The 26,581-nt window shown below is 40.6% G+C and carries 17 protein-coding genes; 7 read left to right on the top strand and 10 right to left on the bottom strand.

The genetic code is table 11. The annotated features are described in order from the left end of the window. Positions 1 to 11 precede the first annotated feature (11 nt). Together THETH_RS10290 and amrB are read left to right on the top strand one after the other, a co-directional pair. The gene (locus THETH_RS10290) at positions 12 to 3,584 is read left to right on the top strand and encodes a type II secretion system protein GspD (protein WP_013932183.1); all 3,573 of its coding nucleotides are present in this window, start codon (positions 12 to 14) and stop codon (positions 3,582 to 3,584) included. Then, a complete protein-coding gene (gene amrB / locus THETH_RS04450; protein WP_013932182.1) occupies positions 3,581 to 4,426 on the top strand; it encodes an AmmeMemoRadiSam system protein B in 846 nt (281 codons plus the stop codon). Before THETH_RS10290 ends, amrB begins: the two co-directional genes overlap by 4 nt. On the opposite strand, the gene murJ is transcribed toward amrB, so the two are convergent. From murJ to THETH_RS04420, 6 genes are read right to left on the bottom strand one after another with little or no spacing between them, the layout of a single operon-like run. Beyond that, the gene (gene murJ, locus THETH_RS04445) at positions 4,407 to 5,849 is read right to left on the bottom strand and encodes a murein biosynthesis integral membrane protein MurJ (protein ID WP_013932181.1); all 1,443 of its coding nucleotides are present in this window, start codon (positions 5,847 to 5,849) and stop codon (positions 4,407 to 4,409) included. The genes amrB and murJ overlap by 20 nt on opposite strands. Beyond that, complete coding sequence (locus THETH_RS04440; protein ID WP_013932180.1) at positions 5,846 to 7,042, bottom strand: pyridoxal phosphate-dependent aminotransferase; 1,197 nt, start codon at positions 7,040 to 7,042, stop codon at positions 5,846 to 5,848. The genes murJ and THETH_RS04440 overlap by 4 nt, the downstream gene beginning before the upstream one ends. Next, entirely contained in the window at positions 7,042 to 8,214 is a 1,173-nt protein-coding gene (locus tag THETH_RS04435) for a class I SAM-dependent rRNA methyltransferase (protein ID WP_013932179.1), read from the bottom strand. The genes THETH_RS04440 and THETH_RS04435 overlap by 1 nt, the downstream gene beginning before the upstream one ends. Continuing rightward, positions 8,210 to 9,298, bottom strand: a complete 1,089-nt coding sequence (locus THETH_RS04430; RefSeq protein ID WP_013932178.1) for an iron-containing alcohol dehydrogenase family protein — start codon at positions 9,296 to 9,298, stop codon at positions 8,210 to 8,212. The genes THETH_RS04435 and THETH_RS04430 overlap by 5 nt, the downstream gene beginning before the upstream one ends. Before the next feature lie 6 nt (positions 9,299 to 9,304). Further along, positions 9,305 to 9,982, bottom strand: coding sequence for an endonuclease V (nfi, locus tag THETH_RS04425; protein ID WP_013932177.1), 678 nt, complete (start codon positions 9,980 to 9,982; stop codon positions 9,305 to 9,307). Continuing rightward, positions 9,979 to 11,172 (bottom strand): LCP family protein, encoded by a 1,194-nt coding sequence (locus THETH_RS04420; RefSeq protein WP_013932176.1) that lies wholly within the window; start codon positions 11,170 to 11,172, stop codon positions 9,979 to 9,981. The genes nfi and THETH_RS04420 overlap by 4 nt, the downstream gene beginning before the upstream one ends. Positions 11,173 to 11,234: 62 nt before the next feature. Here THETH_RS04420 and THETH_RS04415 point away from each other — a divergent pair, with 62 nt between their 5' ends. The 4 genes from THETH_RS04415 to THETH_RS04400 are packed head-to-tail and all read left to right on the top strand — an operon-like array spanning position 11,235 to position 14,093. Beyond that, positions 11,235 to 11,624, top strand: coding sequence for a hypothetical protein (locus tag THETH_RS04415; RefSeq protein WP_013932175.1), 390 nt, complete (start codon positions 11,235 to 11,237; stop codon positions 11,622 to 11,624). Beyond that, positions 11,612 to 12,097 carry a restriction endonuclease gene (locus tag THETH_RS04410; RefSeq protein ID WP_013932174.1) on the top strand — a complete coding sequence of 162 codons (486 nt, stop codon included), beginning with the start codon at positions 11,612 to 11,614 and terminating at the stop codon, positions 12,095 to 12,097. The genes THETH_RS04415 and THETH_RS04410 overlap by 13 nt, the downstream gene beginning before the upstream one ends. Positions 12,098 to 12,143: 46 nt before the next feature. Further along, entirely contained in the window at positions 12,144 to 13,247 is a 1,104-nt protein-coding gene (dnaN, locus tag THETH_RS04405) for a DNA polymerase III subunit beta (protein WP_013932173.1), read from the top strand. A gap of 12 nt (positions 13,248 to 13,259) precedes the next feature. After that, entirely contained in the window at positions 13,260 to 14,093 is an 834-nt protein-coding gene (locus THETH_RS04400) for an ABC transporter ATP-binding protein (protein ID WP_013932172.1), read from the top strand. A gap of 25 nt (positions 14,094 to 14,118) precedes the next feature. Here THETH_RS04400 and THETH_RS04395 read toward each other — a convergent pair whose 3' ends face one another. Together THETH_RS04395 and THETH_RS04390 are read right to left on the bottom strand one after the other, a co-directional pair. Next, the gene (locus tag THETH_RS04395; RefSeq protein WP_013932171.1) at positions 14,119 to 15,444 is read right to left on the bottom strand and encodes a TldD/PmbA family protein; all 1,326 of its coding nucleotides are present in this window, start codon (positions 15,442 to 15,444) and stop codon (positions 14,119 to 14,121) included. Then, entirely contained in the window at positions 15,441 to 16,829 is a 1,389-nt protein-coding gene (locus THETH_RS04390) for a TldD/PmbA family protein (protein ID WP_013932170.1), read from the bottom strand. The genes THETH_RS04395 and THETH_RS04390 overlap by 4 nt, the downstream gene beginning before the upstream one ends. 121 nt (positions 16,830 to 16,950) lie before the next feature. On the opposite strand from THETH_RS04390, the gene THETH_RS04385 reads away from it, so the two are divergent. After that, a complete protein-coding gene (locus tag THETH_RS04385; protein ID WP_041446397.1) occupies positions 16,951 to 18,018 on the top strand; it encodes a THUMP domain-containing class I SAM-dependent RNA methyltransferase in 1,068 nt (355 codons plus the stop codon). A gap of 42 nt (positions 18,019 to 18,060) precedes the next feature. Here THETH_RS04385 and THETH_RS04380 read toward each other — a convergent pair whose 3' ends face one another. Both THETH_RS04380 and rpoB read right to left on the bottom strand, forming a co-directional pair. After that, a complete protein-coding gene (locus THETH_RS04380) occupies positions 18,061 to 23,004 on the bottom strand; it encodes a DNA-directed RNA polymerase subunit beta' (protein ID WP_013932168.1) in 4,944 nt (1,647 codons plus the stop codon). A gap of 25 nt (positions 23,005 to 23,029) precedes the next feature. After that, on the bottom strand, positions 23,030 to 26,548 hold the full coding sequence (gene rpoB / locus THETH_RS04375; protein WP_013932167.1) for a DNA-directed RNA polymerase subunit beta: 3,519 nt from the start codon (positions 26,546 to 26,548) through the stop codon (positions 23,030 to 23,032). Between the last annotated feature and the right edge of the window lie 33 nt (positions 26,549 to 26,581).

Raw genomic sequence — 26,581 nt, 5'->3', positions numbered from 1 at the left:
AGGGAGACCAAATGAGGAAGATCCTTGGTTGTTTAATCCTTATCGTCTTTGTTGTATTTGCCAGCGCTTCGCAATTGACGAAGATTGTCCCCAGCTTTCTTCCCGACGCGATATCTTTTTCAATCTTCGTTGATAAACAGTTAGGGCGAAATGACGTAGTTGTTGACAAAAATGCAGCAGGATCTATAGTGTCTTTATATTTGAAGGACATTTCCGCGCCAAGTTTCTATTTGCCAATAGCTTATGGGCCTGTTGAATCACTGAGAGTGTTCGAAATTCAAGATGGAGCAATGGTTTTGATTCATTTGTTGATACCAGTAGAACCTTCCGTTGAGGTTTTATCGAACATGGTGAAAGTAACGTTCCATTGCTCCAGTAAAAAGATTGACCTAGTCTTGACGGCTGAAACTACTCTTGAAATGGCTTTGAAATTCCTTGCTGACGAGCTTGGATTAAACATTGTTGTTTCCGAAAATGTGAAGAATCAAAAACTTTCTTTAAAGCTTCAGCAAGTGCTGCCAGAGGATGCCTTGAGAAACTTGTTAACCACCGTTAGAGTTCAAGGTGAGCCGTTGGTTTACAGCTATATGCCAGATGGAACCTTACACATAGGAACAAGTGGTGAAATCGCGGCACGCTTTGGAAAATTCTGGGGGATTTACGATGTAACTGACAGAGAAAAGGTCGCTGAAAAACTTCAATCTATGCTTTCTCCTGTTACTTTCATAACCTCTTTACCCAACAAAGCTTTGCTTTTCGTGTACGGAGATGTACGTGAGCAAGAATTGATATCAAAGATAATCTCCTTATCTCCTGTAGTAGCTATGGAAGAAATAGCGTTTACAATACCGGTTGAAAATGTGGTCAAGATGTTGGAATCGCTGAAAAAAATATATTCTTTCGACTACACGATCATTGAGGGTCTGAACAAAGTTGTCTTGAGAGCCGATCCGAAGATCGTTGAGAGAATAAAAGGATACATCTTCGAGTACCAACAAAGAGTACAACCAATTGAAAAAGAGAAAGCCGATCAGCAAAAAGATACAACAGTTGTGGAAAAAAGAATTTGGTCTTTGATCTATCCCCAGCAGGCTCAAGTAATTCTTAAAGAATTCGGCGTTGAGATGAAGCAGTTACCTTTTGGACAAGTGGAAGTCAAAGGAACGGTTGATCTGTTAAACCTTGTGGAAAGAATATTGGATGACCTTGGATTTTTTGGAATTGAACAGCTTTCTTTGAGAACAATATCAGTACCAAAGTCTTTGGAAGGGATCATCGTTCGAATTCTCAAAGATATTTTTGCCTTGGAAGAACCAAGATTGCTGGTCCTTGAAGATCGTGATTTTGTGAAAATCGTAGCTTTTGCACCGATAAATTACGCCGAAACAGTTGTTGAGTTTGCAAACAAAGTGATCGATTTGCTTGCTGTGACCAAGAAGGCCGAAGTTTTCTTCCTCGAAGATGAAGAAACTGCAAAACAAGTTTCCCAGATACTCAATACAATATACGGCATTGAAAGCGTTTACGTTCAAAGTGTGTTGAAAGTTGAAGGAAGCGAAACTGATATAAACAAAGCTAAGAATTTCATCAATTTCTTTGCCAAGAAAAAACTGGTGAGGCTAGCCAATGCAAGATTTGACGACGAAATTTTCCAAGAAGTACGTGAACTCATCGAAAACAAATACAAGGTCAACCTTCAAGCGAATTTGAAAACCCTCGGCAAGGTGATTCTAACTTCCCAAAGCCTCGAAGACATAGAAAATGCCATCCTTGAGATCGAAAAAATATACGAATTCATTTCAAAATTGAGAGAGAAGTTTGTGAAAATCGTTCCGACTATTCCTGGAACCGACTTTGAAAAGCTTGCAGGGTTTTTGAAGCAGCTTGAGCAAATCGAAATCATGCAAGTTATGAATGCCTATGTTCTAGCTGGCAGTTTAGAAGCCGTTGAAAGAGCAGAAAAATTGATCGAACAAATTCGAACTTTAAGTGTGGAGCACAAAGATTACTTGATCCTCACTCTGCATGAAAACCTGAACAAAGAAGAGATCAGAAAGATGCTGGAAGAATTTTTCGACGTAAAAATAGCTTTGGTTGGAAATGTTTTGATAATTCATGGCACGGAAGAAAACCTTGAAAAATCCAAATTGCTTGTTGAAAGCGTAAATGAAACTCTAGTCAAGACAGAACAAAAAACCGAAGCTGTTAGAACAGTTAAAATTGTACCTTACGATGGATCAACACCGGTTGATGAATTTCAAGAATATCTAAAAACCATTGGTAAAAACGTCGAGGTTAAGCTTTTCAAAACCCTGGAACTTGTGGGTTTTGTTGGGCTTGAAGATGAAGTCAAAGAAGCCATTGAAGAATACATCAAAGTCAGCCAAGCACTTGTAGAAAAACAAAAGCTTCAAAAACAAGAAAAATTGGAAGCAGAAGAAAAGGTGAAAGTTATTATTTTAGAAAACGGCAATTTCTCTGTCAAATGCAGCGATGTGCAACTTTACGAAGTTATTTTCAAAATTGCATCATTACTTGGTAAATCGATCGTCTACTTTGACAAACCAACAGAGTTGGTAACACTCGATGTCAAATCCATCAGTTGGGAAAACTTTACAAAGATGGTTGAAGAGTATTACGGTTATCGATTCGCAGAAACTCAAGGAATAACAGCTTTAATAAAACCTCAACCAGTTGTTGATAAAACTTTTGAAGAAACATTCATATATACCGTTCCTCACAATTTGGCGAACATAAAACCGATAATAGAATTCTACGGTGGAAAAGTTTTGATTGACCCCGTGAAGAACCTCTTGATAGTCACTGGACTTGACAAAACCAAGAAAGAACAAGTTGAAGCTTTGATAACAAACGTTTCAAAACCACTTCCACAAGTTGAAATTGAAGCCAGGTTTGTGGATAGATCAATCATAGATGACTTAATAAGAAAGCACGGTCTTAATTTGAAACTGACCGATAATGGCCTGAACTTGAACCTTGATAGTTCTGGAAAGATGGAATTGACCACATCGGTAATTGGTTTGTTAGATTATCAGCGTCTTCTTTCATTGCTTCCAACAGGTAACGTTATCATAAGCAACGAGATTTCCGATAAAGCCACCGTTGAAAGCTTACTTGCCAATCCAAAGATTGTGACAAGCAGCGGTCAAGAAGCTCGGATTTTAATCGGAGAAAGAATCAGGTATTACTACGTAGATCCTCAAGGAAACTTGGTTGGACCAGAAACCTTGGACACAGGAATCGAACTGAGGATAACTCCATTCGTCAGGTCAGATGGAACCATTGATCTTAAAGTTTTCACAAAGGTGAGTGAACCAAGGTATTATCCAGGTGTCAATGTTCCTGGGGAAATCACCCGTGAAGCGGAAACCAGAGTTATACTCAACAACGGTGATACACTTGTAATCGGTGGATTGATGAGGGATAAGAAAACTGAAAAGACAGAGAAAGTTCCTGTTTTGGGTGATCTGCCTTTCATTGGTACATTCTTTAGGAGTAAAACGGAAAATTACACAAAACAAGAGCTGATTATATTCATAACCGCGAGGGTGATCGAATTATGATTAGATATCCTGTTGTTGCGGGGACCTTTTACCCAGGTTCTCCTACAAAACTCAGGCAAACCATAATGGATCTGATAACTTCACCACTTGGACCAGGAAATTTGGATTTCAAAGTACCTGTGACACAACCTTTGAATAAAAATGTCGGTATAATCGTTCCACACGCTGGATACGTTTACAGCGGCCCAATAGCTGTACACGCATACGTTGCCGCTGCAAGGCTTGGAAAACCAAACTTGGTTGTCCTGATTGGTCCCAACCACACAGGAAGAGGAGCCAAAGTTGGGGTGTGGGATAAAGGTAGTTGGCTGACTCCGCTTGGGAAAGTTGAAGTTGACGAGCAGGCGAGCAAACTGCTTTTCGAAAACTGCGAGGTTTGCAAAGCCGATTTCGACTCTCATCTGCTGGAGCATTCTTTAGAAGTTCAGCTACCTTTCTTGCAGTTTTTCTTTGACGAATTCAAGATCTTGCCAATTTCCATTTTTCCGGTCTCAATCGATTTGTGCAAAAAAATCGCCGCAGGATTGGATGCTATAGCTTCTGAATATAAAAACACACTTTTTGTCGTATCGACAGATTTCAACCACTACGAAAATCAAGACGTTACAATCAAAAAAGATCAAATGGCAATAGAAAAAATTGAGGCAAAAGATCCAATTGGATTGGTTGAAGTTGTTGACAAATACGACATTTCAATGTGCGGTGTATCAGCAGTAGCAAGCTTTTTGTACATGAAGACCTTTGGAAAACCGAAACTGCTTTGCCATGCAACCAGCGGGGATGTGAGCAAAGATTTTTTGCAAGTTGTTGGATATGCGAGCTTCATCTGCGAAGCAGCTTGAAAAATTCTTCGAATTCGCGCAATTTAAAAACCTTTGACAAAACCATGTAAGCAAGCATTCCACAGAAAACCAAAACAATTGTGTACAATCTGCTGGCATTCAAGAAAGATAACGTTAAAACGAAAATTCCCATGATGATTGATGCAAGCGATATTTTAATTACATGAACAAGATCAACTTTTGGTTTGACTTTCAACCAAAGGTAAATCATTGAACAAAAACCAGCCAAGGTTGTTGCAACGGCTATACCGTTGATTCCAATCGTCAACCCAAGGACGAAGTCCATGATGGCGTTTACCAAAAACGATAAAACAGTCGCAACAAATGGTGTTCTCATGTTCTTTTTTGAATGGCAAGCCCTTGATAAAACAGCAACGATTGAATAAATTGGCAGTCCGAGAGAATAGAACAGCAACACAAAACCTGTTTTGACGGCATCCTCATGGGTGAAAGCTCCATGTTGGTAAACCAAAATCATCAGACGCTTGCTCAAAACTACCAGTCCAACCATTGAAGGTAGAGTTAAAAACAAAGAAAGCTGCAAAGAATTTTTCAAATGTTCATCGTACCTCTCTTTGTCATAGCTCATCAGTGGTAAAACTACTGTCGACATCGCCACTCCAAACACCCCAAAAGGCAGTTGGTAAAATCTGTTGGCATACTGAAGGATTGAAACATTTCCAGGTCCAAGGAAGGATGCAACGTTGACATCTATCATAACGTTGAACTCCGATACGGTCATTGCAATCAACGCTGGGAAAAACAACTTTAGAAATTCGGAAAATCCTTGAAAGGTTGGTTTATACTTAAAACCAAGCCTCAGAGTACCGGGTACAAGCGTTAAAAACATCAAAGCTCCTCCAACGGTAAAGCCCAAGGTTGGACCTAGAATGGGAGGATCAAAAAGCTTCGAAAAAATTGTACCGCAGATTATACCTATATTCATCATGACGGGTGAAAGCGCTGGAATAAAAAAGACGTTGTGCGAATTTTGTATCGAATAAAGTACTGCCCAAAGGAATATGAAGAATATGAACGGCACGCTTATCCTCGCCAAAAAAGTTGCCAAAGTAAATACTTCCGGCTTTGCCTTGGTGGCGAGTATCAAAGGAACCAACTTTGGGTAAATTTCAACTACTAGAACGATGGTTAATGTAGTTAGGCCAAGGCAAGTTATGACCGCAGAAGCAAATTTGTTTTTATCTTTTTTCTCGTTGTACAACGGAACAAAAGCAGAGGTCATCGCACCTTCGGCAAATGCTCGCCTCAAAAGGAATGGAAAGGATATAGCGATAACGTAGGCATCAAATTCCGATCCTGCCCCAAATTTGTTCGCCAATAAAACGTCCCTTACCAAACCTGTGAACCTTGAAATAAGCGTTGCCAGCGCAAAAAGTGCGCCGTATTTTACTATTTCAGTCATCTTACCTTTCTTTTGTACTCCTCCACACCTAGTGCAAGTATCCTAACAGCGTCCCTCAAATCATCGCAGTTCAGAACATAGGCTATCCTCATTTCGTCTAACCCAGCCGATGGGGTGGCATAAAAACCGTCAAGTGGTGACACCATAGTAGTTTTCCCACCAACGTCAAATTCTAAAAGCATGAATTTTACGAACTCTTCAACGTTGTCAACAGGAAGCCTCGCCGAAATGTAGAAAGCTCCTTTTGGCTTTTGGAAAACAGCCCCATCGATTTTTTTCAGCTCTTCGTAGACAACATCTCTTCTTGCTTGATATTCGTTCTTGATCGATTCTACATACTCATCGTCAAGGGAAAGAAGGCCTATAGCACCATACTGCGAAGTCATGGGAGGACACAACCTTGCTTGTGCAAACTTTAAGGCAGCCGAGTAAATCGATTTATTCTTGCTCACAAACGCCCCGATTCTTGCACCACACGCGCTGTAGCGTTTCGAGATGCTGTCGACCATTATCACCCTGTCTAAAATTGGCTCAAAGGAAAGAGCAGATATAGCTTTACAACCATCAAAGGTGAACTCGCGATATACCTCATCGGATATGATGAACAAGTCCTTTTCCAAAGCAACGTCTATTATGGTTCTAAGTTGACTTTCATTGTAAACAGCCCCGGTTGGATTGCATGGATTGGAAAAAATAATGGCTTTAGTTTTTGAACTGATTTTCTCGAGAAACTTTTTCTTGTCAGGCACCGAATACCCGTCCTCAGGATAGGTCCTAACTGGGACAAGTTTAATGCCAAGTTGAGCTGCAAAACCAGCATAGTTGGCGTAGAATGGTTCAAGAACAAGTATTTCATCCCCCGGATCGGCAACCACAGCCATCGCAAACAACACAGCTTCACTGCCACCGTTTGTGACGATTATCTCGTCGGGAAGAACCTTCACCGAGAACTTTTCATAATATCGCGAAAAAGCTTCCCTAAGTTCCAGCAAACCTGCTGAATGTGTGTAAGCAACCACACTTGGTTTGTACCTTTCAACATACTCAAAATAAACTCGCGGTGTTGGAATATCGGGTTGTCCAATGTTCAAATAGTAGATCTTCTTACCCATTTTCATTGCTTGTTCTGCAAAGGGTATCATCCTTCTTATGGGACTTGCAGGAGCTGTCAAAGCTCTCCCCGAAAGGTTCATCAACTTCGCCTCCTTGCCTCACATACGAAAAACTTCAGATACCTTGTTTCCTCAACCCCAAGCAAATACGGATGGTCAAAAGATTGCCCTGATTTGTAAATCACGGCAAGTTCTGCGTGTGAATCGTTTGCCGCGTCCAACAATATTTGCTCAAACTCCATTTCACTTATCACCTGCGTGCAAGATGATGTGACAAGCAGACCTGGTTTTTTGATCAACCTTATGGCACGCAAATTTATTTCCTTGTGGCCTCTGATAGCTTGATCCTTCGATCTAGCTGTTTTGGCAAAGGAAGGTGGATCCAACACAACTATGTCGTATTGTTCCCCGTAGGCAGAGTTTCTCTTAAGCCAATCGAAAGCGTTTTCGTTTATCAACTCGTATTTTCCTTCAAAACCGTTTTTCTTCAAAAGATCGTCGGCTATTTGCAGCGCTCTTTCTGAATAATCGACCAATTTTACGTGTTTTGCTCCATACTTGAGCAAGTGCAAAGCAAAGTTGCCGGTGTAGCTGAAGGCATCCAAACAAACACTACCTTCGGCAAAATGCGAAAGCACCCGAGCATTCCTTATTTGATCCAAGAAAGCTCCTGTTTTTTGCCCCAAAAGATCCGCAGCTAAAACAAGTCCATCCGAGCGAAAATAAATTATTTCAGGACCTGAACCGTAAAGCCATCCCGTCGATTGCGCCAAACCTTCTTTTTCCCTAGCCGGGGCATCTGATTTTTCGTATATTCCAACAACATTTGGCAAAAGACTCACAAGAGTTGAAACAACTTTTTCTTTGAGCTTTTCCATACCCAAGGTGTTTATCTGAAGGACCAAATAATCACCGTATTTGTCGACTATAAGTCCTGGTAGCCAATCAGACTCTGCATAGATCAACCTTAAAGCTTCCTGATCCTTGAGTAACCTTTTTCTTCGATGAATAGCGTTTTCGATTCTCATTTTTATAAGTCTATCTACATCAATCGGCTCAAAAGACAAAAGCCTAACGGTTATCTTCGAGCGATCGTTGATATAGCCTATGCCGCGAAATCTACCAGATGGTGTAAAAACACCAACTAAATCCCCGTTCTCGTAATCGCCAACGATTTTTCCTATTTCTTGCTTGTAAATCCAAGGATGATACTGATTTTGTCGGTCAACTTTTAGATAAACCTTTGCTTTAATACTTTCTCACCCTTTCGTAAAGTTCTCGAACCAGTTTTGCATCGAAATTACCCCTTGTCCACTGAACATGCTTTGCCGAAATGGCCTTTTGCACCCAAATTTCCAATTCTTCATCGGAAATTTCAACTGACACGTTTAAACCGACGTTTTTGAGAAACTCGTCCATTTTACCGAGAATTGATTCAATTTTCTCAACTTTTTCTGGGACTTCATTTCTAGCCTGATCAACCACAACGTCCAGAAAGGCAGCGGTGGCATCACCGTGTCTGATGTCTTTAAACGTGCTTAAAGGATAACCAAGAGCGTGAGCCAAAGTCGTACTAGTTTGTGCTATGACGACACCGGCAAGGCATGAAGCTAGACACATTTTTTCGCGTGCCTCAAAATCATTTGGATTCTGCAAAACCTTTGGTAAATATTGCGCGATCAACTCTATTGCTTGAAGAGCTATAACATCAGAAATGGGGGTAGCTCTTCTAGAAAGGTATCCTTCAACCGCATGACAAAGCGCATCCAACCCGGTTGATCTTGTCAAACCTTCGTTCATCATCAAAGTGTACTTTGGATCGATGAAAGCAACTTTTGGAAAAGCAACATCACTGGAAAAACCTCGTTTAAAACCATTATCATCTGTCAGAACAGAGTACTGAGTCACCTCACTTCCAGTACCGGCAGTCGTTGGTATGGCGCAAATTGGAAGAGCATCTGTGTACTTCGATGGATCGTACAAATCTTCAACTTTTAGCTTTTTGTTCTTCAACAAAACTGCCACAGCCTTTGCCGTATCCAAAGGACTTCCACCACCAAGACCAATTACAAAATCATAGTTTCCGTCAACGTATATTTCAACAATCTTTCTTACGGTTCTAAATGAAGGATTTTCCTCTACATCGTCGAAAACAACAAAATTTACATTTGCTTTTTGCAAAGTTGCTTTGAGATCATCGAGAGAACCATTTTCCTTTGACGATCGTTTCCCCGTAACTATCAAAGCATTTTTACCCAAAGACGAGAAAATTTCCCAGTTTTGTTTGACGCTGTCCAAACCAAAGAAAACTTTGGTTGGCATGTAGTATCGCCACATCGTTGATCACCTCCTGTGAATTTTTTGGGTGAGAAGATGAGCTAATCTTGTTGGTTCAGGTAGCCTGTTGTTTTCAAGACACATCTTTTTCACAATTTTAGAAGCGGAGTCTAAATCGCATAGATGTCCTGGCGAAACAAAGATTGGGTCGGCATTTTCCTTTGTTCTAATGACTATTCCTATTTGGTTTCCAGAAGGGTCTAAAAGCGGTACCTCACTCCATTTGGCTTGTTGCAAACCTTTGTAAAAACCATACAATTTTGACTTTGCAACACCGATAGTTGGAAGATTTATCCAAAGCCCCATGTGGGAGGCTATACCTAATCCCCTTGGATGAGCTATACCGTGCCCGTCAAAGACAACCAAATTTGGTTTTGTTTTCAAATTTTCCCAAGCTTTTAGAAAAACAGGTCCTTCGCGAAAGGCAAGCAAACCCGGTATGTAATCGAATACAACCTTTTCCTTTGCTGCAACATTCTCAACTATACTCATATTGAAAAGATCAATCACTACGATAACCGCATATCCCAAGTTTGGTTCTGGAAACGATAAATCCACGCCTGCAACGTATCTGATCTTTTCTTCTTTCAAGGGCATCAACTTGATCTTTGAACGAAGTTGATTTTGTATTTTTATCGCTTCTTCAACAGAAACGTTCCATTCGTGCAACTTTTCGTACTTCATTTGGTCACCACTACCACTGCATCTGTATTTCCCTTTAAGTAAATACGATTTTGACTAGCTTTATCCATGATTGCGAAGTATTCTTTTAAAGCATCAGCAGATTTGATTGATCTAAAGTTTTTCTCAGGATAAACTTTTTTCAGAACGTCCACGATTTTAGAAGCTTTTGAAGCATTAAGGATCAAAACCACATCCTCTTGATAGTTTATTCCTATATCTTCCCATATTACAAATTCCGGTGAAAAACCAACCGAAGCATTCCAAAGATTCAAAGTTCTCGACAAAAAATTGCGTGATTTGTCGGGTGTGCAATTTAAAATCAGTACATTTACTCTCTCATCACTTTTTTGATACTCTGCAAAAGTTATCTGATCTTTGAAGTTTTGTAACTTCTTCTCATCGAAAACGACTTCGCCGCGTTCTGTGATTGCGTAAGGAAAGTTGACAAAACTCAGTGAAAGGCCTTTTCTTTTGAAGGCTAAACCTAAGTATAAGATCTCACTTGGCTTAAAATCGGTTTTGACTTTTGTAAGCACGTAGGCAACTACTTCTTGCAAGGTTTGAAAGTTCAGAGAAAGCGCTTTGTTGGCAAGCTTAGTCAAAACTTCCCTTTGTCTTTCTATTCTTGCCAAATCTCCCATGCTGTCTTTTCGATATCTTATGTAAGCAAGCAATTGATCTCCTTTCATTTTGTGAACACCAGGTTCGAAATGAATTGAAAGATTTTGCACCGAATCTTCGTAGTGCATCGATTCTTTTACAACTATTTCTATTGGACCAAGTTTATCACCAAGGTACTTAAACACTTCGTAATCAACCACCACATACCTGTTGATCTCGATTTTCAGCAACTGCTGAAGTACTTTTATCAAACCTTGTATTCCTTCCTTTTGATACACAGAATTTATCTTGCTACCGCCTAAAATCAGGTCTCTGGGAACATTCGTAAGTACAGCCTTAGCGTTCACGTGATCCACAATTGCTATTACTATCGCATCGGTTCTCACCGTACCTTGAATTACCTGATCAGTACCAACAAGCAAAACTACAATTGGATTTTGCTCAATCTTTGACGGCAACAAAACAAAAAGCAAGTTTTTTATGCTTACAACCGCCAAAATCGCCAATATTAGCAACATCAGAAAGGAAATGCAAGCGATAAACATAAACAAAGCTTTTGTATTGCGCATAACATCCTCCTTTGAAATTTTACCATCGTTGGATGTAAAATCAATTACGTGGTGAAGTAACGATGGTGTGGTTAAAGTTAGTAGTTTTCATAATTCTTTCCTTAACGTTGAGAAAAATAGCAAAAAATGGAATAGCAAAATGGAAGAATTTGCAAAAAAATGTTCTTGAAAGGTTGGCAAAAGAAGGTTGGTTACAGCAAACCAGGATTGACCTTGATGGTGCAGTCCTTGCCGTTTACAAAAAAGGATCGAAAAAAAAGGTAGTGCTGCTTGATAACAAATCTGTTGACTTTGAAAAAGTGAAAAAAGGTTTGGCAATATCGGCGTTGAACAATGCTGAGCAATTCTGCGTTTACTGCAATGATATAAAAACTCATGCTCACCGAGCGCTGATGTTGGCCAGTAAAAACCGCCATGTGCATGGAGTTGAGATCAAGTTATGGATTGGATAAAAATAGTTTTGATATTTTTGCTGGGACTTTTTGGCTTGATCTTAATTGCCACTTATCTTGCGCGTAAAAAGCGCATCAAAAATTTTAGAAAGAAATTGGAAAAAGGGTTGAACAACGGATGGGAATTTGAAAAATTCGTTGCTGAATTGTTCAAAAAATGCGGTTATAAAGTTACAACGACAAAAGGCACGCACGATTTTGGAGCGGACATAATAGTTCAAAAAAGAGGTTCTATGGTGGTACTCCAAGCAAAGTATTTGTCCTCTACGCCTTCGACAACAGCTTTGGATGAAGCTCTTGCAGCTGCAATGATATACGGAGCAACGGAGATCGGTTTGGTTACAAACACACAGTTGAGCGATAGTTTGAAAGAATATGCTCGGAAAATCGAAGAGACAACCTTTATCAAAAAAGTTATACTCATTGGGAGAAAGGAACTTGAAAGAGTGATGAATGGTGAAAGGTTAATCTAAAACGTTGTTATCTGGTAATATATATTATGCAAAGGAGGGATTCAACTTGCCAAGAATATCTGTTGATGTATCGCAATTGTCAGAAAAGGTTTCAATTGTCTCAAAAATTGTACCCTCAAAAACAATTAAACCAATCCTTTCTTGTATTTTGTTTAAGTTGTCAAACGGAGAGGTGTTTTTGAGCGCAACGGATTTGGAATCTGGCATAAAAGCAAGGTTGAGATGTGAAAGCGAAGGAGAAGGAAAATTCGCCGTTGATGCAAAGGTTTTAAACGAAATAGTTCGAACACTCCCAGACGAAACCACGGCTGAATTTACACTTTCGGAAGAAAGTGTAACCGTAACGTGCGGTAGAAGCAAGTTCAAAATCCCCACAGTTGATCCATCCGAATTTCCAGACCTTGAGGCTTCTGCAGGTGGAACGGAAATCCAAATTGATGCAAGCACACTGGCTTCGATGCTTGAAAAGGTTATTTTCTGTGCTGCAACCGACGAGTTCATGAAAAACCTGAACGGAGTCTTCTGGGAAGTTGGAAGAGAACTTTTGAGACTAGTTGCTTCAGATGGTTTTCGGTTGGCTATAGCCGAAGAAAGAGTGATTTCAAACAATGAAACTAGCTTTCTGTTGTCGTTAAAAAGCATGCGAGAACTTTTGAGCATGGCAAGTAAAAATGAAGAACAAACATTGAAAATTCTGTACGATGGCAGATGCGTTTCGATTCTGGCAAATGACATTGAGATGACTGCAAGAGTCGTCGAAATAGAGTTCCCCGATTACAAAAAGGTCCTTCCAAAAGCTTTTAAAACAAAAGTCGTAGTTAGTACTGATGAACTCGTGGAGGCTTTAAAGCGAGCATTGGTCATAGCAAAAAGAGGCACTGAATCGATCAGAGTTGACGTTACAGAAGACATTCTAAGGATAAGCAGCAGAAGCCCAGATTACGGAGAAGCTCAAGAGGAAATAGATGTGAGAAAAGATGGGGAAGACATATTGGCAGCATTCAACCCGAAGTTCCTGATAGAAGCCCTAAGACACATCGACTCTGAAGAAGTGGAACTAAACTTTGTTGACAGTACAAGTCCTCTGCAAATAAATCCAGTGGACGTTTCTGGATACTTGTACATCGTAATGCCGATCAGAATAGTGTAGGTGCTGGATAAAGTGAATATTATTTGTGAAAACATTCAAAAATCCTTTTCTGGAAAAACTGTTTTGAAATCGGTTTCTTTTTCCGCATCGGGATGTGTTGCAGTTGTTGGTGAAAATGGTGCGGGTAAGACTACTCTTTTGAAAATTTTGGCTACGATTTTGAAGCCTGACAAGGGTTTGCTGAGATTCGACGAAATAGATGTTGTCCGTAGTCCAGAAAAAGCCAGAAAACTTTTAAGTTTTTGTCCCGAAACCCCAATTTTAATCGAAGAACTCACACCTTTAGAAAACATCAAGTTTTTCGCCAAGACCAAAAATGTAAAAGTGAATGCTCTGGACATTCTGGAAGAGTATAACGTGCCAAACAATTTACCTGTAAAAAAACTTTCGAAAGGGTTAAAAAAACGGTTGAGCATCGCCATTTCCACCTTGAGTAATCCTGAGATTTTGATCATGGATGAACCCGCGGATGAACTCGACGAATTTTCACGCACAAAATTGTACGAAATACTTTCAAGGTTCAAAAATCAAGGAAAAACAGTCATATTTACCTCTCATAGATATGATGACATTTTGTTGGCGGATTATCTTGTTTGCTTGAAGGACGGTACCGTCGTTTTCCAAGAAGAAATGTCTACCCTTTTTGCGTCAAACATGTATGTCATAACGCTTGAGGCTGAAACTGAAAAACACTTGAGTAATTTACCTTTTCTTTCCCGTTTTGACAACAAAATAAACATATTGGTAGACGGTGCAAACCTTGCGGAAATCCTTGGGAAAATGAAAATCATTAGTATTAGAAAACCATTCGCGTACGAGCTCTTGAGCTTAAAGAATAAAAAATAGCCGGCTAAAAGCCGGCTATGTCTAGCTACAAGCCAGCGATATCAAGCGAAGAAATCAAAACGGATGGAAAAACTGCGTTCACTTGTGTCAACTCGCAATCTGACCCGATTTCTTCCAAATCTTTCAACATTTGAAGGAAGTTACCAGCAACAGTTATCTGCTCAACTGGTTTTGAAATCTTTCCATGTTCTATTAAATACCCAATTGCGCCAAGCGAAAAATCACCAGAAACGGTTTTCACCCCAGAATGCAATCCATCAAGACCAATTATGAGTAAACCACGATCAATCTGCGAAATAAGGGTTTCAAAATTCTTGTCTCCCCCATGAACTACGACAGTTAAAGGCTGACACCTTGTTGCAAAGACGTTTCCGGTCGGCTTAACGTTATCTTTCTTCGCAGATTTTAAAGAATGAAAGTAAGTGGTAAGCTTGCCGTTTTCAATGAAAGTTTTTCTTGTCGTTCGAACTCCTTCGTTGTCAAAAGATCTTTTCACCGGAATGATAGGGTGGTTAGGATCTTCGCTGACAGAAAGCTTAGAACTTGCAATCAATTCCCCAAGCTTTCCTTTCAACGGAGAAAGATTCTTTTGAACGTTTTCGGCTGAAAACATCGAAAGAAAGGCAAAAAACAAGCTCGTAAGCGCGTCACGACGAAGTAAGACTTTGTACTTACCCGACGGAACACTTTCAGCACCAAGTTGCGAAATAGCGTCCTTGCAAGCTTCTTGAACAGCATTTTCAACGTCAATTTGTTCGGGTGTTTCACCAAAAACGGCTTTAAAACCACGTTTGGGTTTTTGACCATCCGAAGCAAAAAGATACACAAAAGCCCCACCGAAGCCGTAACTTTCTTCCAATTCCAATCCCTTTGTGTTTGCCAAATATATTTCGTTTCTTTGGTGTTCATACGCACTCATGATAACCGATTTTATCCTGCTGTCAAATGCGAGGGCTTTTTGCTCCATTTCCTTTGCTATTTCAATCTTCTCCCTTACGCTGATGGTTTCAAATTTATCAAAATATTTGAACGTTTTGTAATTTTTAGGATCTTCAAAGTATATATCGTCCTGCTCTAGCGTATCAGTTACAATGAAATTCTCCAGCGCACTTTCCACCAAAAACTTTGCGCTTTCTTCGTCCAAAACCTCGGTTGAAGAAAAAGCCGCCTTGCCATCTTTTAAACCTTTGAAATGGATTTTTATAGATTCCGCGTCGGTATAATTATCAATATTTTGTTTGCTGACAATAACTCCAAATTCCCGTGATCTTACCATGAGAATTTCACAATCGTCGAATCCGGCGTTTTTAGCATAATGAAAAACTTTTTCCTTAAACTGTTCAATCTTCATTTACTTCGCCCCCCAACTATCAATTCACTTACGCGGATCGTCGGTTGACCAACATCTGCTGGAACAGAACCGGAGATAGAACCACACATACCTTGACCACGAGCCAAATCGTTTGCAACCATGTCTATTTTGTTTATCACATCTATGCCTTTTCCTATCAAAGTAGCACCTCGAACAGGTTTGGTTATCCTTCCTTTTTCTATCAGGTATCCTTCCATGACCGCAAAGTTGAATTCACCAGTTGCTGGATGAACCGATCCTCCCCCCATTCTCTTGGCGTACAAGCCACAGTCTGTTGCCGCAATTATTTCTTCTGGCAAGTATTTTCCAGGAAGTATGAAAGTGTTGCTCATCCTTGAAGTTGGAGCAAATCGATAGTCTTGCCTTCTTGCACAACCGTTTGGTTTTAATCCCATCTTCTTGGCGTGGAATCGATCGACCAGATAATTTTTCAAAATACCATTTTCTATCAACACATTTCTTTGAGTTGGAATTCCCTCGTCATCCACGTTTGATGAACCCCAAGCGTTTGGAATGGTCCCATCGTCAACGGCAGAAACACATTCAGCTGCAACTTTTTGACCAAGTTTGCCTGCAAAAACAGAGGCTCCTTTTGCAACGGAAGTTGCTTCCAAAGCATGACCACAAGCTTCGTGGAAAATCACCCCACCGAACTCGTTGGCTATCACCACAGGCATTCTTCCTGCAGGTGCATGTTCAGCCCTAACCATTCGATCGGCTATCCTCGCCGCTTCTACTCCTATGTCAAACGGATTGACAAAGTTGAAAAATTCTATGCCCATGCTTGCACCGGGTCCGTAAAAACCAGATTCCTGTTCCCCATCTTTAAAAGCAACTGCGCTAACCATCAAGCGGGTTTTTATTCTTCTATCTTCAACCATCAACCCATCTGAATTTGCGATGAAAATTTTTTGGTCGTAATCCCAATATCTAACCACAACTTGTGTTATCAGATTGGAAAAACCTTTTGCGCCCTCGTGGGCAAGTTTCATAATCCTCACTTTCTCCGATTTGGAAACTTCGTTGGGGTAGAAGAAAATAACATGTCTGTTTTGAATCTCACTTTTTGACATGTTCAACGTCACGTTGTTTTTTGGTTTGAGATTCAAAGCATCAACTAGTCTAACGACCATTTTGAGCAGGTTGTCTTCGGAGAAATCGTTTGTGTAAGCGTAAACTTGTTGATCTTCGCCAAAAAGTCTCAAACCCAAACCGTATATTCTTTCGCTACTTGCTGCTTCCACCCTACCCTCGATCATGGTCATTTTTGTTTCAAACTTGTCTTCAACAAAGATTTCAACGAACTCCGCTCCCTTTTTCAAGCCAAAATCGATAACTTTCTCAACCAAACTTTGCTCAAGCAAGCAAATCACCTCCGTTTTAAATTGTACCATGATAAATTAGCCTAACGAACTGTATGAAAGCAAAAGTTATGGTATTCTATGGGTTAGAGTTTAAATTAAAAAAACGAACGGTGAGCAGGATATGGAATTGTTGGCTCTTTGTTCTGCTGGACTTGAACAAGCCCCATGCTTGGAACTCAAAAGAATGGGATACAAAATTTTGAAAGTTACAGCTGGTCACGTTTATTTTGACGCAAAGCTTGAGGACATACCTAGGTTAAACATTTCACTTTACAGCGTCGACAGGTTGCTTATATCTGTTGGAAGATTTGAGGCAACAACTTTTGATCAACTGTTCGATGGGACATATTCTCTACCTTGGGAAAACTTTGTCCACAAAGATGCAGAACTTGTTGTTGAGAAGGTGAAGATAAGGTCTTCAAAACTTTCCGCAACGGGCGCCGTTGCTTCTGTGGTTAAAAAGGCTATATATCAAAAAATAAACTCATCCTACCAGGCCGCTATAAAGTATCCTTTGTATGTGTACATCAAAAACAACGTTGTTGAGCTAGCATTGGATACAACAGGAGAAAATTCGTTGAGCAGAAGGGGATACAGAATTAAGACATCCGTTGCACCTTTGCGAGAAACAATAGCAGCGGCTTTACTTTTGATAAGCGGTTGGGATATGAAAAAGTTACTGGTAGATCCATTCTGTGGAAGTGGAACAATTCCAATAGAAGCGGCAAGAATGGCTCTTGGAATTTTGAACAACAAACGCGAATTTGCTTTTCAAAAATGGCCAATGTTTTCAAATTTTAAATTGGATGAATTTGAAAGAAAAATTGTAAAGGCAAAAACTGTTTCGATGGGTTTTGACATTGACGAAACAATTTTAAAAGTGGCAAAGGAAAATGCAGCAAGAGCAGGTGTGCTTGATTTTATTCGTTTTGAAAAGAAAGATTTTTTCAAACTCGATCCTTTTGATCAATCTGTTCACGTTGTTACGAATCCCCCGTACGGCTTACGAATAGAGGGAATTGACAACAAATTCTACAGAAATTTGGCAAGATTTTTCGTTGTTTTTCCACATTCAACCATCTGCGTTATAACCTCTAAGGAAAATTTGGAAAAGCTTTTCGGCAAAAAACCTAGGAAAAAATTTCGTTTTCAAAACAGCGGTATTTGGACATGGTGCTATATATTCTAAATTCTAAAAAAAACGGGGGCTTTAAGCCCCCGTCAATCTTAATCAAGCAAGTTTTTCCGCTTCTGCTGCTCTGGGTGTTTCTTCGATTTGTATGTTGGCAAAGATTTCAAGTCCAGTTCCAGCAGGAATCAATTGACCAACTATCACGTTTTCTTTAAGACCTTCTAGATAATCGATACGACCCTCTATTGCAGCTTCAGTGAGTACCTGTGGCGTTTGCTGGAACGAAGCTGCACTCAACCAACCTTTTTGTTCAAGAGATGCCTTTGTTATCCTTAAAACTCTTCTTCTGTATTGAATAGGTTCCTTGGGCAGAATCTGGTAGGTCTCAACGCGACCTTTTTCGTAGACGCTTATTTCTTTGACGCCAAAATTGATGGCTTTTTCCAAAATCTCTTCGGTAACCTCCGCACCCTCAGGTGCTATTTCTTCAATGGAATCTCCAACTTTTGCAACGATTTTCTTGGCAAGAGTTTTTCCTATCACAAGTTTTCTGTTGTTTTGCACTTCTGCATTGGCTTCGATTATTGCTTTGTTTATCTTTTCAACCTCAATGAGCGGTAACAACTGACCAGGTAGATAATCTGTATCACCCGGATAAATTACTTCAACTTTTCCAAGCATTTGTCTGATTATAATCTCAAAGTGCTTGTCGTGTATTTCGACACCTTGCTCTACGTAAACCTTTTGGGTTTCCCTAAGCAAGTACATTGCCGTTGCTTCGACACCTAGTGTGTCCATAAGTTTTCTAAGTCTTATAGATCCAGTTGTTAGTTGAGTACCCGGCAGGACTTTGTCGCCTGGTTTAACGCGTTCCTTCGTTTTCTCTGGAACTTCGTATTCGTGAATCTGACCTGAGAAATCCTCAACGTAGATTTTCTTTTTGCCATCAACTTCTTTAATGTCTTTCACGATACCGGTAACCAAACTGAATGCTGCTTCTGGATCTCTTAGTTTTTTGCGAGCCTCGAACAGCTCTTCTGCTCGTGGCAAACCTTGAGTTATGTCAGCTGCTGTGGCGATACCACCAGTGTGGAAGGTTCTCATGGTAAGCTGCGTACCAGGTTCTCCTATCGATTGAGCTGCGATTATACCAACGGCTTCACCAACGTTAACGATCTTGTGGCTGGATAGATCCATACCATAACACATAGCGCAAACGCCTTTTTCAGCTGTACAAGTCAATGGAGAGCGAACGTAAATGTTAGGTCTAACTCTCAGTTGCGTAACGTTGTTTTCTTCCAAAACCTTCGCAATTACTTCGTCTATTTCTTCTTGATAGACCGTAAGTTGCTTGCTCTTCTTGCTATCGTAAACTGTTTCTAAACAAACTGTTCCGACCACTGGGTAAACCTTCACCTTCAACTCTTTCTTGCCTGCATTCCTTGCTACTCTGATCACTTCCCATGTAAGTTCTGTACCAGCTTCAAAGTGTGTTCCATCCGGTGCAAAGATATCCTCAGCGATCTCAGCATAAGCATGTGGCAATTGAAGGCTGTGTAAATCCAAGATTTTTTCCTCGCAAACCGGTACAACCAATGAGTAATCGGCCAAAAATTCGGCATCTTCATCGGATAGCATGGTGTTTCTCACATACTCTTTGCCGGTTTTTGGATTTTTAACTATCTCACCAGTCAACGGATTAACGACATCTTTTGCCAAAACTCTACCGAACAAAAAGTCCTTGAGTTTTTGAACGGTGAGATTATCAATGCTAACCAGTTCCATTGCTTTCAAGCCATCTTCTGTGCCGCAATCAGTCGTTGAAACCACAACTGCCTGTGCAACATCAACCAACCTGCGGGTCAGATAACCGGCTTGCGAAGTTCTCAAAGCTGTGTCAGCAGCTCCCTTTCTTGCACCATGTGTTGATATGAAGAACTCCATGCTTGACAATCCTTGTCTGAAGTTGGATATTATAGGAATTTCTATCGTTCTACCAGCTGGATCAGCCATCAAACCTCTCATTCCAGCAAGCTGCTTTACCTGGTCAATGTTACCTCTTGCTCCAGAGTTGACCATCATGAAAACTGGATTGAACGGATCTTCTCCTAGTGCTTCATAGGTTATTTTTTGAACTTGTTCTGTGGCTTTCGACCAGACTTTGATGATTTCTTGATATCTTTCTTCGTAGGTAAGGAATCCTTCTTGATATTGCCGTTCAATGTAATCCACTTTCTTTTTGGCCTCTTCGATTATTTTGTCTTTCAAAGGAGATATGACCAAATCTTTGAGAGACATTGTCAAACCCGACAAAGTAGCATAGTGGAAACCAAGATCCTTCATGGCATCCAAAAGATCTGCGGTCATTTCAACACCATGTTTCTTGAAGGTATCGTAAATAACGTTCTTTATCACTTTTTTATCAAAAGTTGCTGAATAATCACGCAGATCAGGCGGGATCACTTCGTTCATGATGATTCTTCCAACGGTTGTTTTGACAATTTTTTCTTCGTCACCTATTTTTACCTTTGCAAGTACAGGTTCGTGCAATCCAACGTAACCTAAAGAATAAGCAAGTATGGCCTCTTCAGGACAACTGAATTTGAATTTTGGTTGGACTTTTTCAAAATCTTTTCCAACAGCTGTTAGATAATAAAGACCAACTATTATATCCTTACCCGGCATCGAAATGGGTTTACCATGAGCAGGAGAAATTATGTTGTAACGTGAAAGCATAAGGTACCTTGCCTCAGCTTGAGCTGCAGCAGACAACGGCAAATGAACGGCCATTTGGTCTCCGTCAAAATCTGCGTTGAACGGTGGGCAAACAAGTGGATGTAACTGTATGGCGTTACCTTCTATCAACTTTGGCTCAAACGCTTGTATTGACATTCTGTGCAAAGTCGGTGCTCTGTTGAGTAGAACCAATTGACCTTTTATAACTTCCTCAAGCACGTCCCAAGCTTCCGGCATTTCTTTTTCGATTATTCTTCTCTTCATTTTTCTCGATTTACTGGAATCTATTCCGCCTTCAAGCAGTTTTGCGTACACGAACGGTTTAAAGAGCTCCATTGCCATTTTCTTTGGTAAGCCGCATTGATGTATCTTCAAATTTGGTCCTACAACGATAACTGCTCTACCAGAGTAATCAACCCTTTTACCTAGAAGATTTCTTCTGAACCTACCTTTTTTACCCTTGACAAGGTCAGTGAGTGATTTAAGCGGCCTGCCATTCCTGTCAGTCACAGGTTTTCCTATTCTACCGTTGTACAACAAACTATCAACAGCTTCTTGTAGCATTCTTTTTTCATTTCTAACTATTATCTCTGGTGCTCCAATTTCCAAGAACCTCCTTAATCTGTTGTTCCTGTTGATGACGCGACGATAAAGGTCATTCAAATCTGTTGTGGCAAATCTGCCACCGTCTATCTGAATCATTGGTCTTAGATCTGGTGGAATAACCGGCAGAACTTCGAGCACCATCCACTCGGGTCTTGTCCCGGATTTTATCAAATCTTTGACGATCTTCAACCTTCTTAAAAGCTTCAAAGCTCTTCCACTGCTTCTTGGTGTGGAAGCTAACTCTGCTTCGATTTGAGCTTTGAGTTTTTCCAAATCAATTTTCTCCAGCAATTTTTTGATTGCCGCTGCACCGTAGTGAGCTTCGATCTTTCCAGGATAAAGCTCTTTGTAAGCCTCATACTCATTTTCGGTGATTATAGATCCCACTTGCAAACCTGTTAACTTCGATAGTTCCTCGTCTATTTCGGTAATCGCAACTATAGCTTTGTCATTTTCCTCCTCCACTTCAATCGAAAATTGTCCAGGATAATGTTGCTCGAAGATTTTGTATTCAGTCATTGTCAAAATTTCGTCCTCGAAGAGAAATCTTTCTGCAAGATAGTCTCCTGCCTTCACGGTGTCGCCATCGTTTACCTGGATGAAAGCTCCTTCAAAAACAGGGTAGGCTCTTTCTTCAATCAAAGATTCAACGAAGATCTGTCCTGCCGACAAAACTTCGTATGTTCCATCTTCAAGCGGCTTGACGTTCAAATCTTTTCCGAAGACAACCGTACCATCCTCTGGACACTCTATAGGTTGAATTTGTCCAGCGGATAAGAGTTGTTCACCAGCTTTCACTTTTGCACCATTTTTTGCCATAACTCTCACGCAATAAGGAATGGTAACTGTGATAGGCTGCTCTTTACTGGTTGTCAAGGGTTTCAAAGTCAATGCCGAGGCCAGCTCATCTATTTCAACTGTTCCATCAAACGGTGCATAAAAGGCTGGAATCTGCTTTTCAGAAACCAAAAGCTGTCCTTTGCGAACTTGTTGATTGTTCTTGACAAGGAGAATCATTCCAGGCTGAAGTTGTATTGGTGTTTTATGCAAACGTCTCACATATATCCAAGTTATCTCTCGTCCTGTGTGTGTCTTTTCAACCTTGATTTTGACTTCACCATCTATGTCCGATACAAGAGGAGCCTTTGGATTTTTAATCTTGACTGCTCTTTCAACTTCAAAGTCTAAAGCCCTACTGTATATTTCGTATTCAGATTGATAGAGCACATCGCCCTTCGAGAAATTCGTTTTCTTTGGATCTGTGACCAAGTAGAACTTTTCTATTATTCTTTTGCTTCCATAGTAAGTTATGTTTTCCAAATCACGTATGTTCATGTTCAGCAAAGTGGCGATTATGCTAGGACTGCTTTTTAAGTACCATATATGAACAACTGGTGCGGCTAATTCAATGTGTCCCATTCGTCTTCTTCTTGCTTCTTTCGATTCGACGCGCACTCCACATCTTTCGCAAACTGTACCTTCATATTTTTTGCCTTTGTACTTTCCGCAGGCGCATTCATAGTCTTTTGTGGGACCGAATATTTTTTCACAGAACAAGCCGTCCCTCTCCGGCTTGAAGGAACGGTAATTGATCGTTTCTGGTTTTTTTACCTCTCCACTAGACCAGCTTCGGATGACATCTGGGGAGGCGACACCTATCTTAACAGCGGCAATTTTTCTTTTGAAAGTCGAAATCGCCATCAATCTTCCCTCCCTGAAGATTCAATTAAATTGAGTCAATATCGATTTCATTTCCATCTTCGTCGTACACTCTCACGTCAAGTGCCAATCCCCTTAGCTCTTTCACAAGAACTTTGAAGCTTTCTGGAATACCAGGTTCAGGGATGTTTTTACCCTTTAAGATGGCTTTGTAAACTTCGTTTCTACCTCTTATATCGTCGGATTTAATCGTCAACATTTCGTTGAGCGTATGAGCAGCACCGTGAGCTTCAAGAGCCCAAACTTCCATTTCACCAAATCTTTGACCACCGAACTGCGCCTTTCCTCCCAAAGGTTGTTGATGTATCAACGAGTAAGGACCAGTGGATCGAGCGTGTATTTTATCCTTTGCGATGTGTATGAGCTTCATGATGTACATGTAACCTACCACAACGGGATTGGCGAAAGGCTCACCGGTTCTACCGTCTCTCAATATCACTTTACCACTTGGATTGTTTTCATCGTCTCCTGCTTCTAGTCCAACAGCTTTTCTTTCTTTGTAAAGCCACGGAAGGATTTCGTCTTCCTTTGCACCATCAAACACCGGCGACACAAACCAAGTGTTGGTCAGCTTTGCCAACCATCCAAGATGAGTTTCAAGAATTTGACCAAGGTTCATTCTCGATGGGACTCCAAGTGGACTAAGGACAACTTGAACTGGGGTACCATCCGGTAAGAAAGGCATATCTTCCTTTGGAAGTATCATAGAAACAACACCTTTGTTTCCGTGTCTTCCAGCCAATTTGTCTCCTACTTCTAATGTTTTCCTGCTCGCAACGTAAACCTTGATGAGTTTGTTAACGCCTGGACCAAGATCTATTCCCTCTTCTTTGTCGAAAATTTTCACATCTATTACTCTTCCATCCGTACCGTGCGGCAACCTTAAAGAGGAATCTTTGACATCTTTTCCACGTTCACCAAAAACGGATCTTATTATTTTCTCTTCTGGTGTTGTTTCTCCCTCTCCCTTCGGTGTAACTTTTCCAACCAAAATGTCCTGAGGCCCAACATAAGCTCCTATTCTGACTATGCCATTCTCGTCGAGGCTTCTAAGTTGCTCTTTCGAAACGTTTGGAATGTCTGCAGTAACTTCTTCTGGGCCTAATCTTGTATCGCGAACCTGTGTTTCGTAAACCTCAATGTGAATTGAAGTAAAGGTATCTTCTTCCAAAAGCTCTTGGCTAACCAATATGGCGTCCTCAAAGTTGTATCCTTCCCAAGGCATGAACGCAACCAAGACATTTCTTCCAAGTGCAAGTTCTCCCATATCAGTTGCTGGACCATCGGCAATGACATCTCCTGCTTTGACAAAGTCTCCTACGTCGACTATTGGACGCTGATTTATGGTGGTATCCTGGTTAGATCTGACGAATTTCATCAATCTGTACTCATCCAAAACTGGTTTACCGTTTTGATAAATCGGATTGCCTTTTTCATCGGTTCTGTGAATGATTATTCTCCTTGCGTCAACTTTTTTAACTATTCCGTCGTGCTTTGCAATAACAACGTATCCAGAATACCTGGCTGCATCGTACTCCATGCCAGTTGCAACAAACGGGGCTTCTGTTTTCAGAAGAGGTACAGCTTGCCTTTGCATGTTCGAACCCATGAGAGCTCTGTTGGCATCGTCATGCTCCAAGAATGGAATCAAAGCTGTGGAAACACTGATAATTTGTTTTGTTGAAACGTCCATGAACTGAACTTTTTCTCTCTCAACGTATTGGAGCTTTTCCATGTATCTAACTGGGACTTTTTCATCAACAATTCTCATGTTTTCATCCAATTTTACAGTACACGGAGCTATGTTGTAATGTTCTTCCTCATCGGCTGTTAGATAAACTATTTCATCAGTTACTTTTCCGTCGACCACTTTTCTGTAAGGAGTCACCAAAAATCCATATTTATCAATACCAGCGTAAACAGCCAAGGATGTTATAAGACCTATGTTGCTACCTTCGGGTGTTTCTATTGGACACATTCTTCCGTAATGCGAATGATGGACGTCTCTGACTTCAAAGCGTGCACGCTCTCTCTTCAATCCACCGGGTCCGACGGCTGTCAAGCGTCTTTTATGAGTCAACTCGGCAAGCGGATTAACCTGTTCCATGAACTGTGACAACGGGCTTGTCGCGAAGAACTGGTGTATTCCGGAAATAATTGTTTTAATGTTTATCAAGTTTGAAATTGGGATCTTATCCAGCGAGTCGTAAATTGCCAAGCGTTCCTGTATCGTTTTCTGCGCTTTTGCTAAAGCCCTTTCTAGTTCGACTTCAATCAACTCTCCAACAGTTCTAACACGTTTGTTTCCAAGGTGATCTTTTGTATCCATGATTTCCGGATTTTTGCTAACTTCCAACAAATACCTGGTTGCAAGGACAATATCCAAAGGCACAAGTACAAGTTGATCAACATTGTATTCTACCTTTTCCACTTCACGCTTTGGAACATTTTTGACTTGCACCAAATAATCTTTGTAAGCTTGCGTCAGCTTTTTGTTAATCTTATATCTTCCAACTTCGGTCAACTCAAATCGCTCGTTGGTGAAATACAATCCCATAAGGTAGGATTTTGCAGTTGCAAGCCTTGGAATTTCTCCTGGCTTGAGCTTTCTATAGATTTCTATGAAGGCTTTGTTAGAATCAACATCTCCGTGAGCATCTCTGAGCTTTTCCAAAGTTTTTTGTGCAGCAGGATGTGTTCTTTTGATGGTTTTAATCTTCGTGTTCTTTATAATTTCAATTGCTTCTGCTGTCAGCGGTTGACCACGTTCCACAATTTTTGTTCCATCGACAATTATATCTTCAAGAATTATTGACCCCAGAGCTGTTTCAAGGCTGTACTCGTCCTCCGCATCTACATAGTCAGGGAAAAGATCCAATATTTCCAAGTCGGATTCGTAACCTATTGCTTTGAACAACAAGAACAAATTGATTCGCCTTCTTCTATCTATTCTTGCATAGAACAATTCTTCCGATGGATTGTACAATATTTCCAACCACGCACCTCTTGCTGGGAGAAAATGGACCACGTAAATTTGCTCTTGAACGTGTGTTTTCGAAGACTCACTTATGAAATAAACTCCTGGTGCTCTAACCAACTGATTTACCACAACTCGCTCCGTACCGTTGACTATGAAACTTCCTGTTGGCGTCATGTATGGAATAGAACCAAGGAAAGCTTCTTCTTCTCTTATCTCCCCAGTGCTCATATCAGTTACTCTAACCAAGACATAAACAGGTACGGAGTAAGTTAAACCCTTTTCTTTGCATTCCTCAGGAGTTCGATCTGGTTGGCCAACGCGTGTCGAAACAAATTCAAGTACAAAACCTTTTTCCCCACGCTTTAGATCACCTTTGTGGGGTAATGAAGTTATCGGCGAGAATTTTTTCAAAACTCTGAGCAAACCATTTTCCAGGAAATCTTTGTAGGAGTTCTTTTGTATGGATAAAAGGTCGGGTACCGGTATGGCTTCCTGGATGCGACCAAAGCTGAGACGTTCGCGTCTACCATATCGAACCAATTTCATCGCATCACCTCTACTTATTTCACGCTAAAAATT

It is taken from the genome of Pseudothermotoga thermarum DSM 5069, assembly GCF_000217815.1.
GTDB lineage: Bacteria > Thermotogota > Thermotogae > Thermotogales > DSM-5069 > Pseudothermotoga > Pseudothermotoga thermarum.
This window is presented reverse-complemented; position numbering and strand designations above follow the sequence as displayed.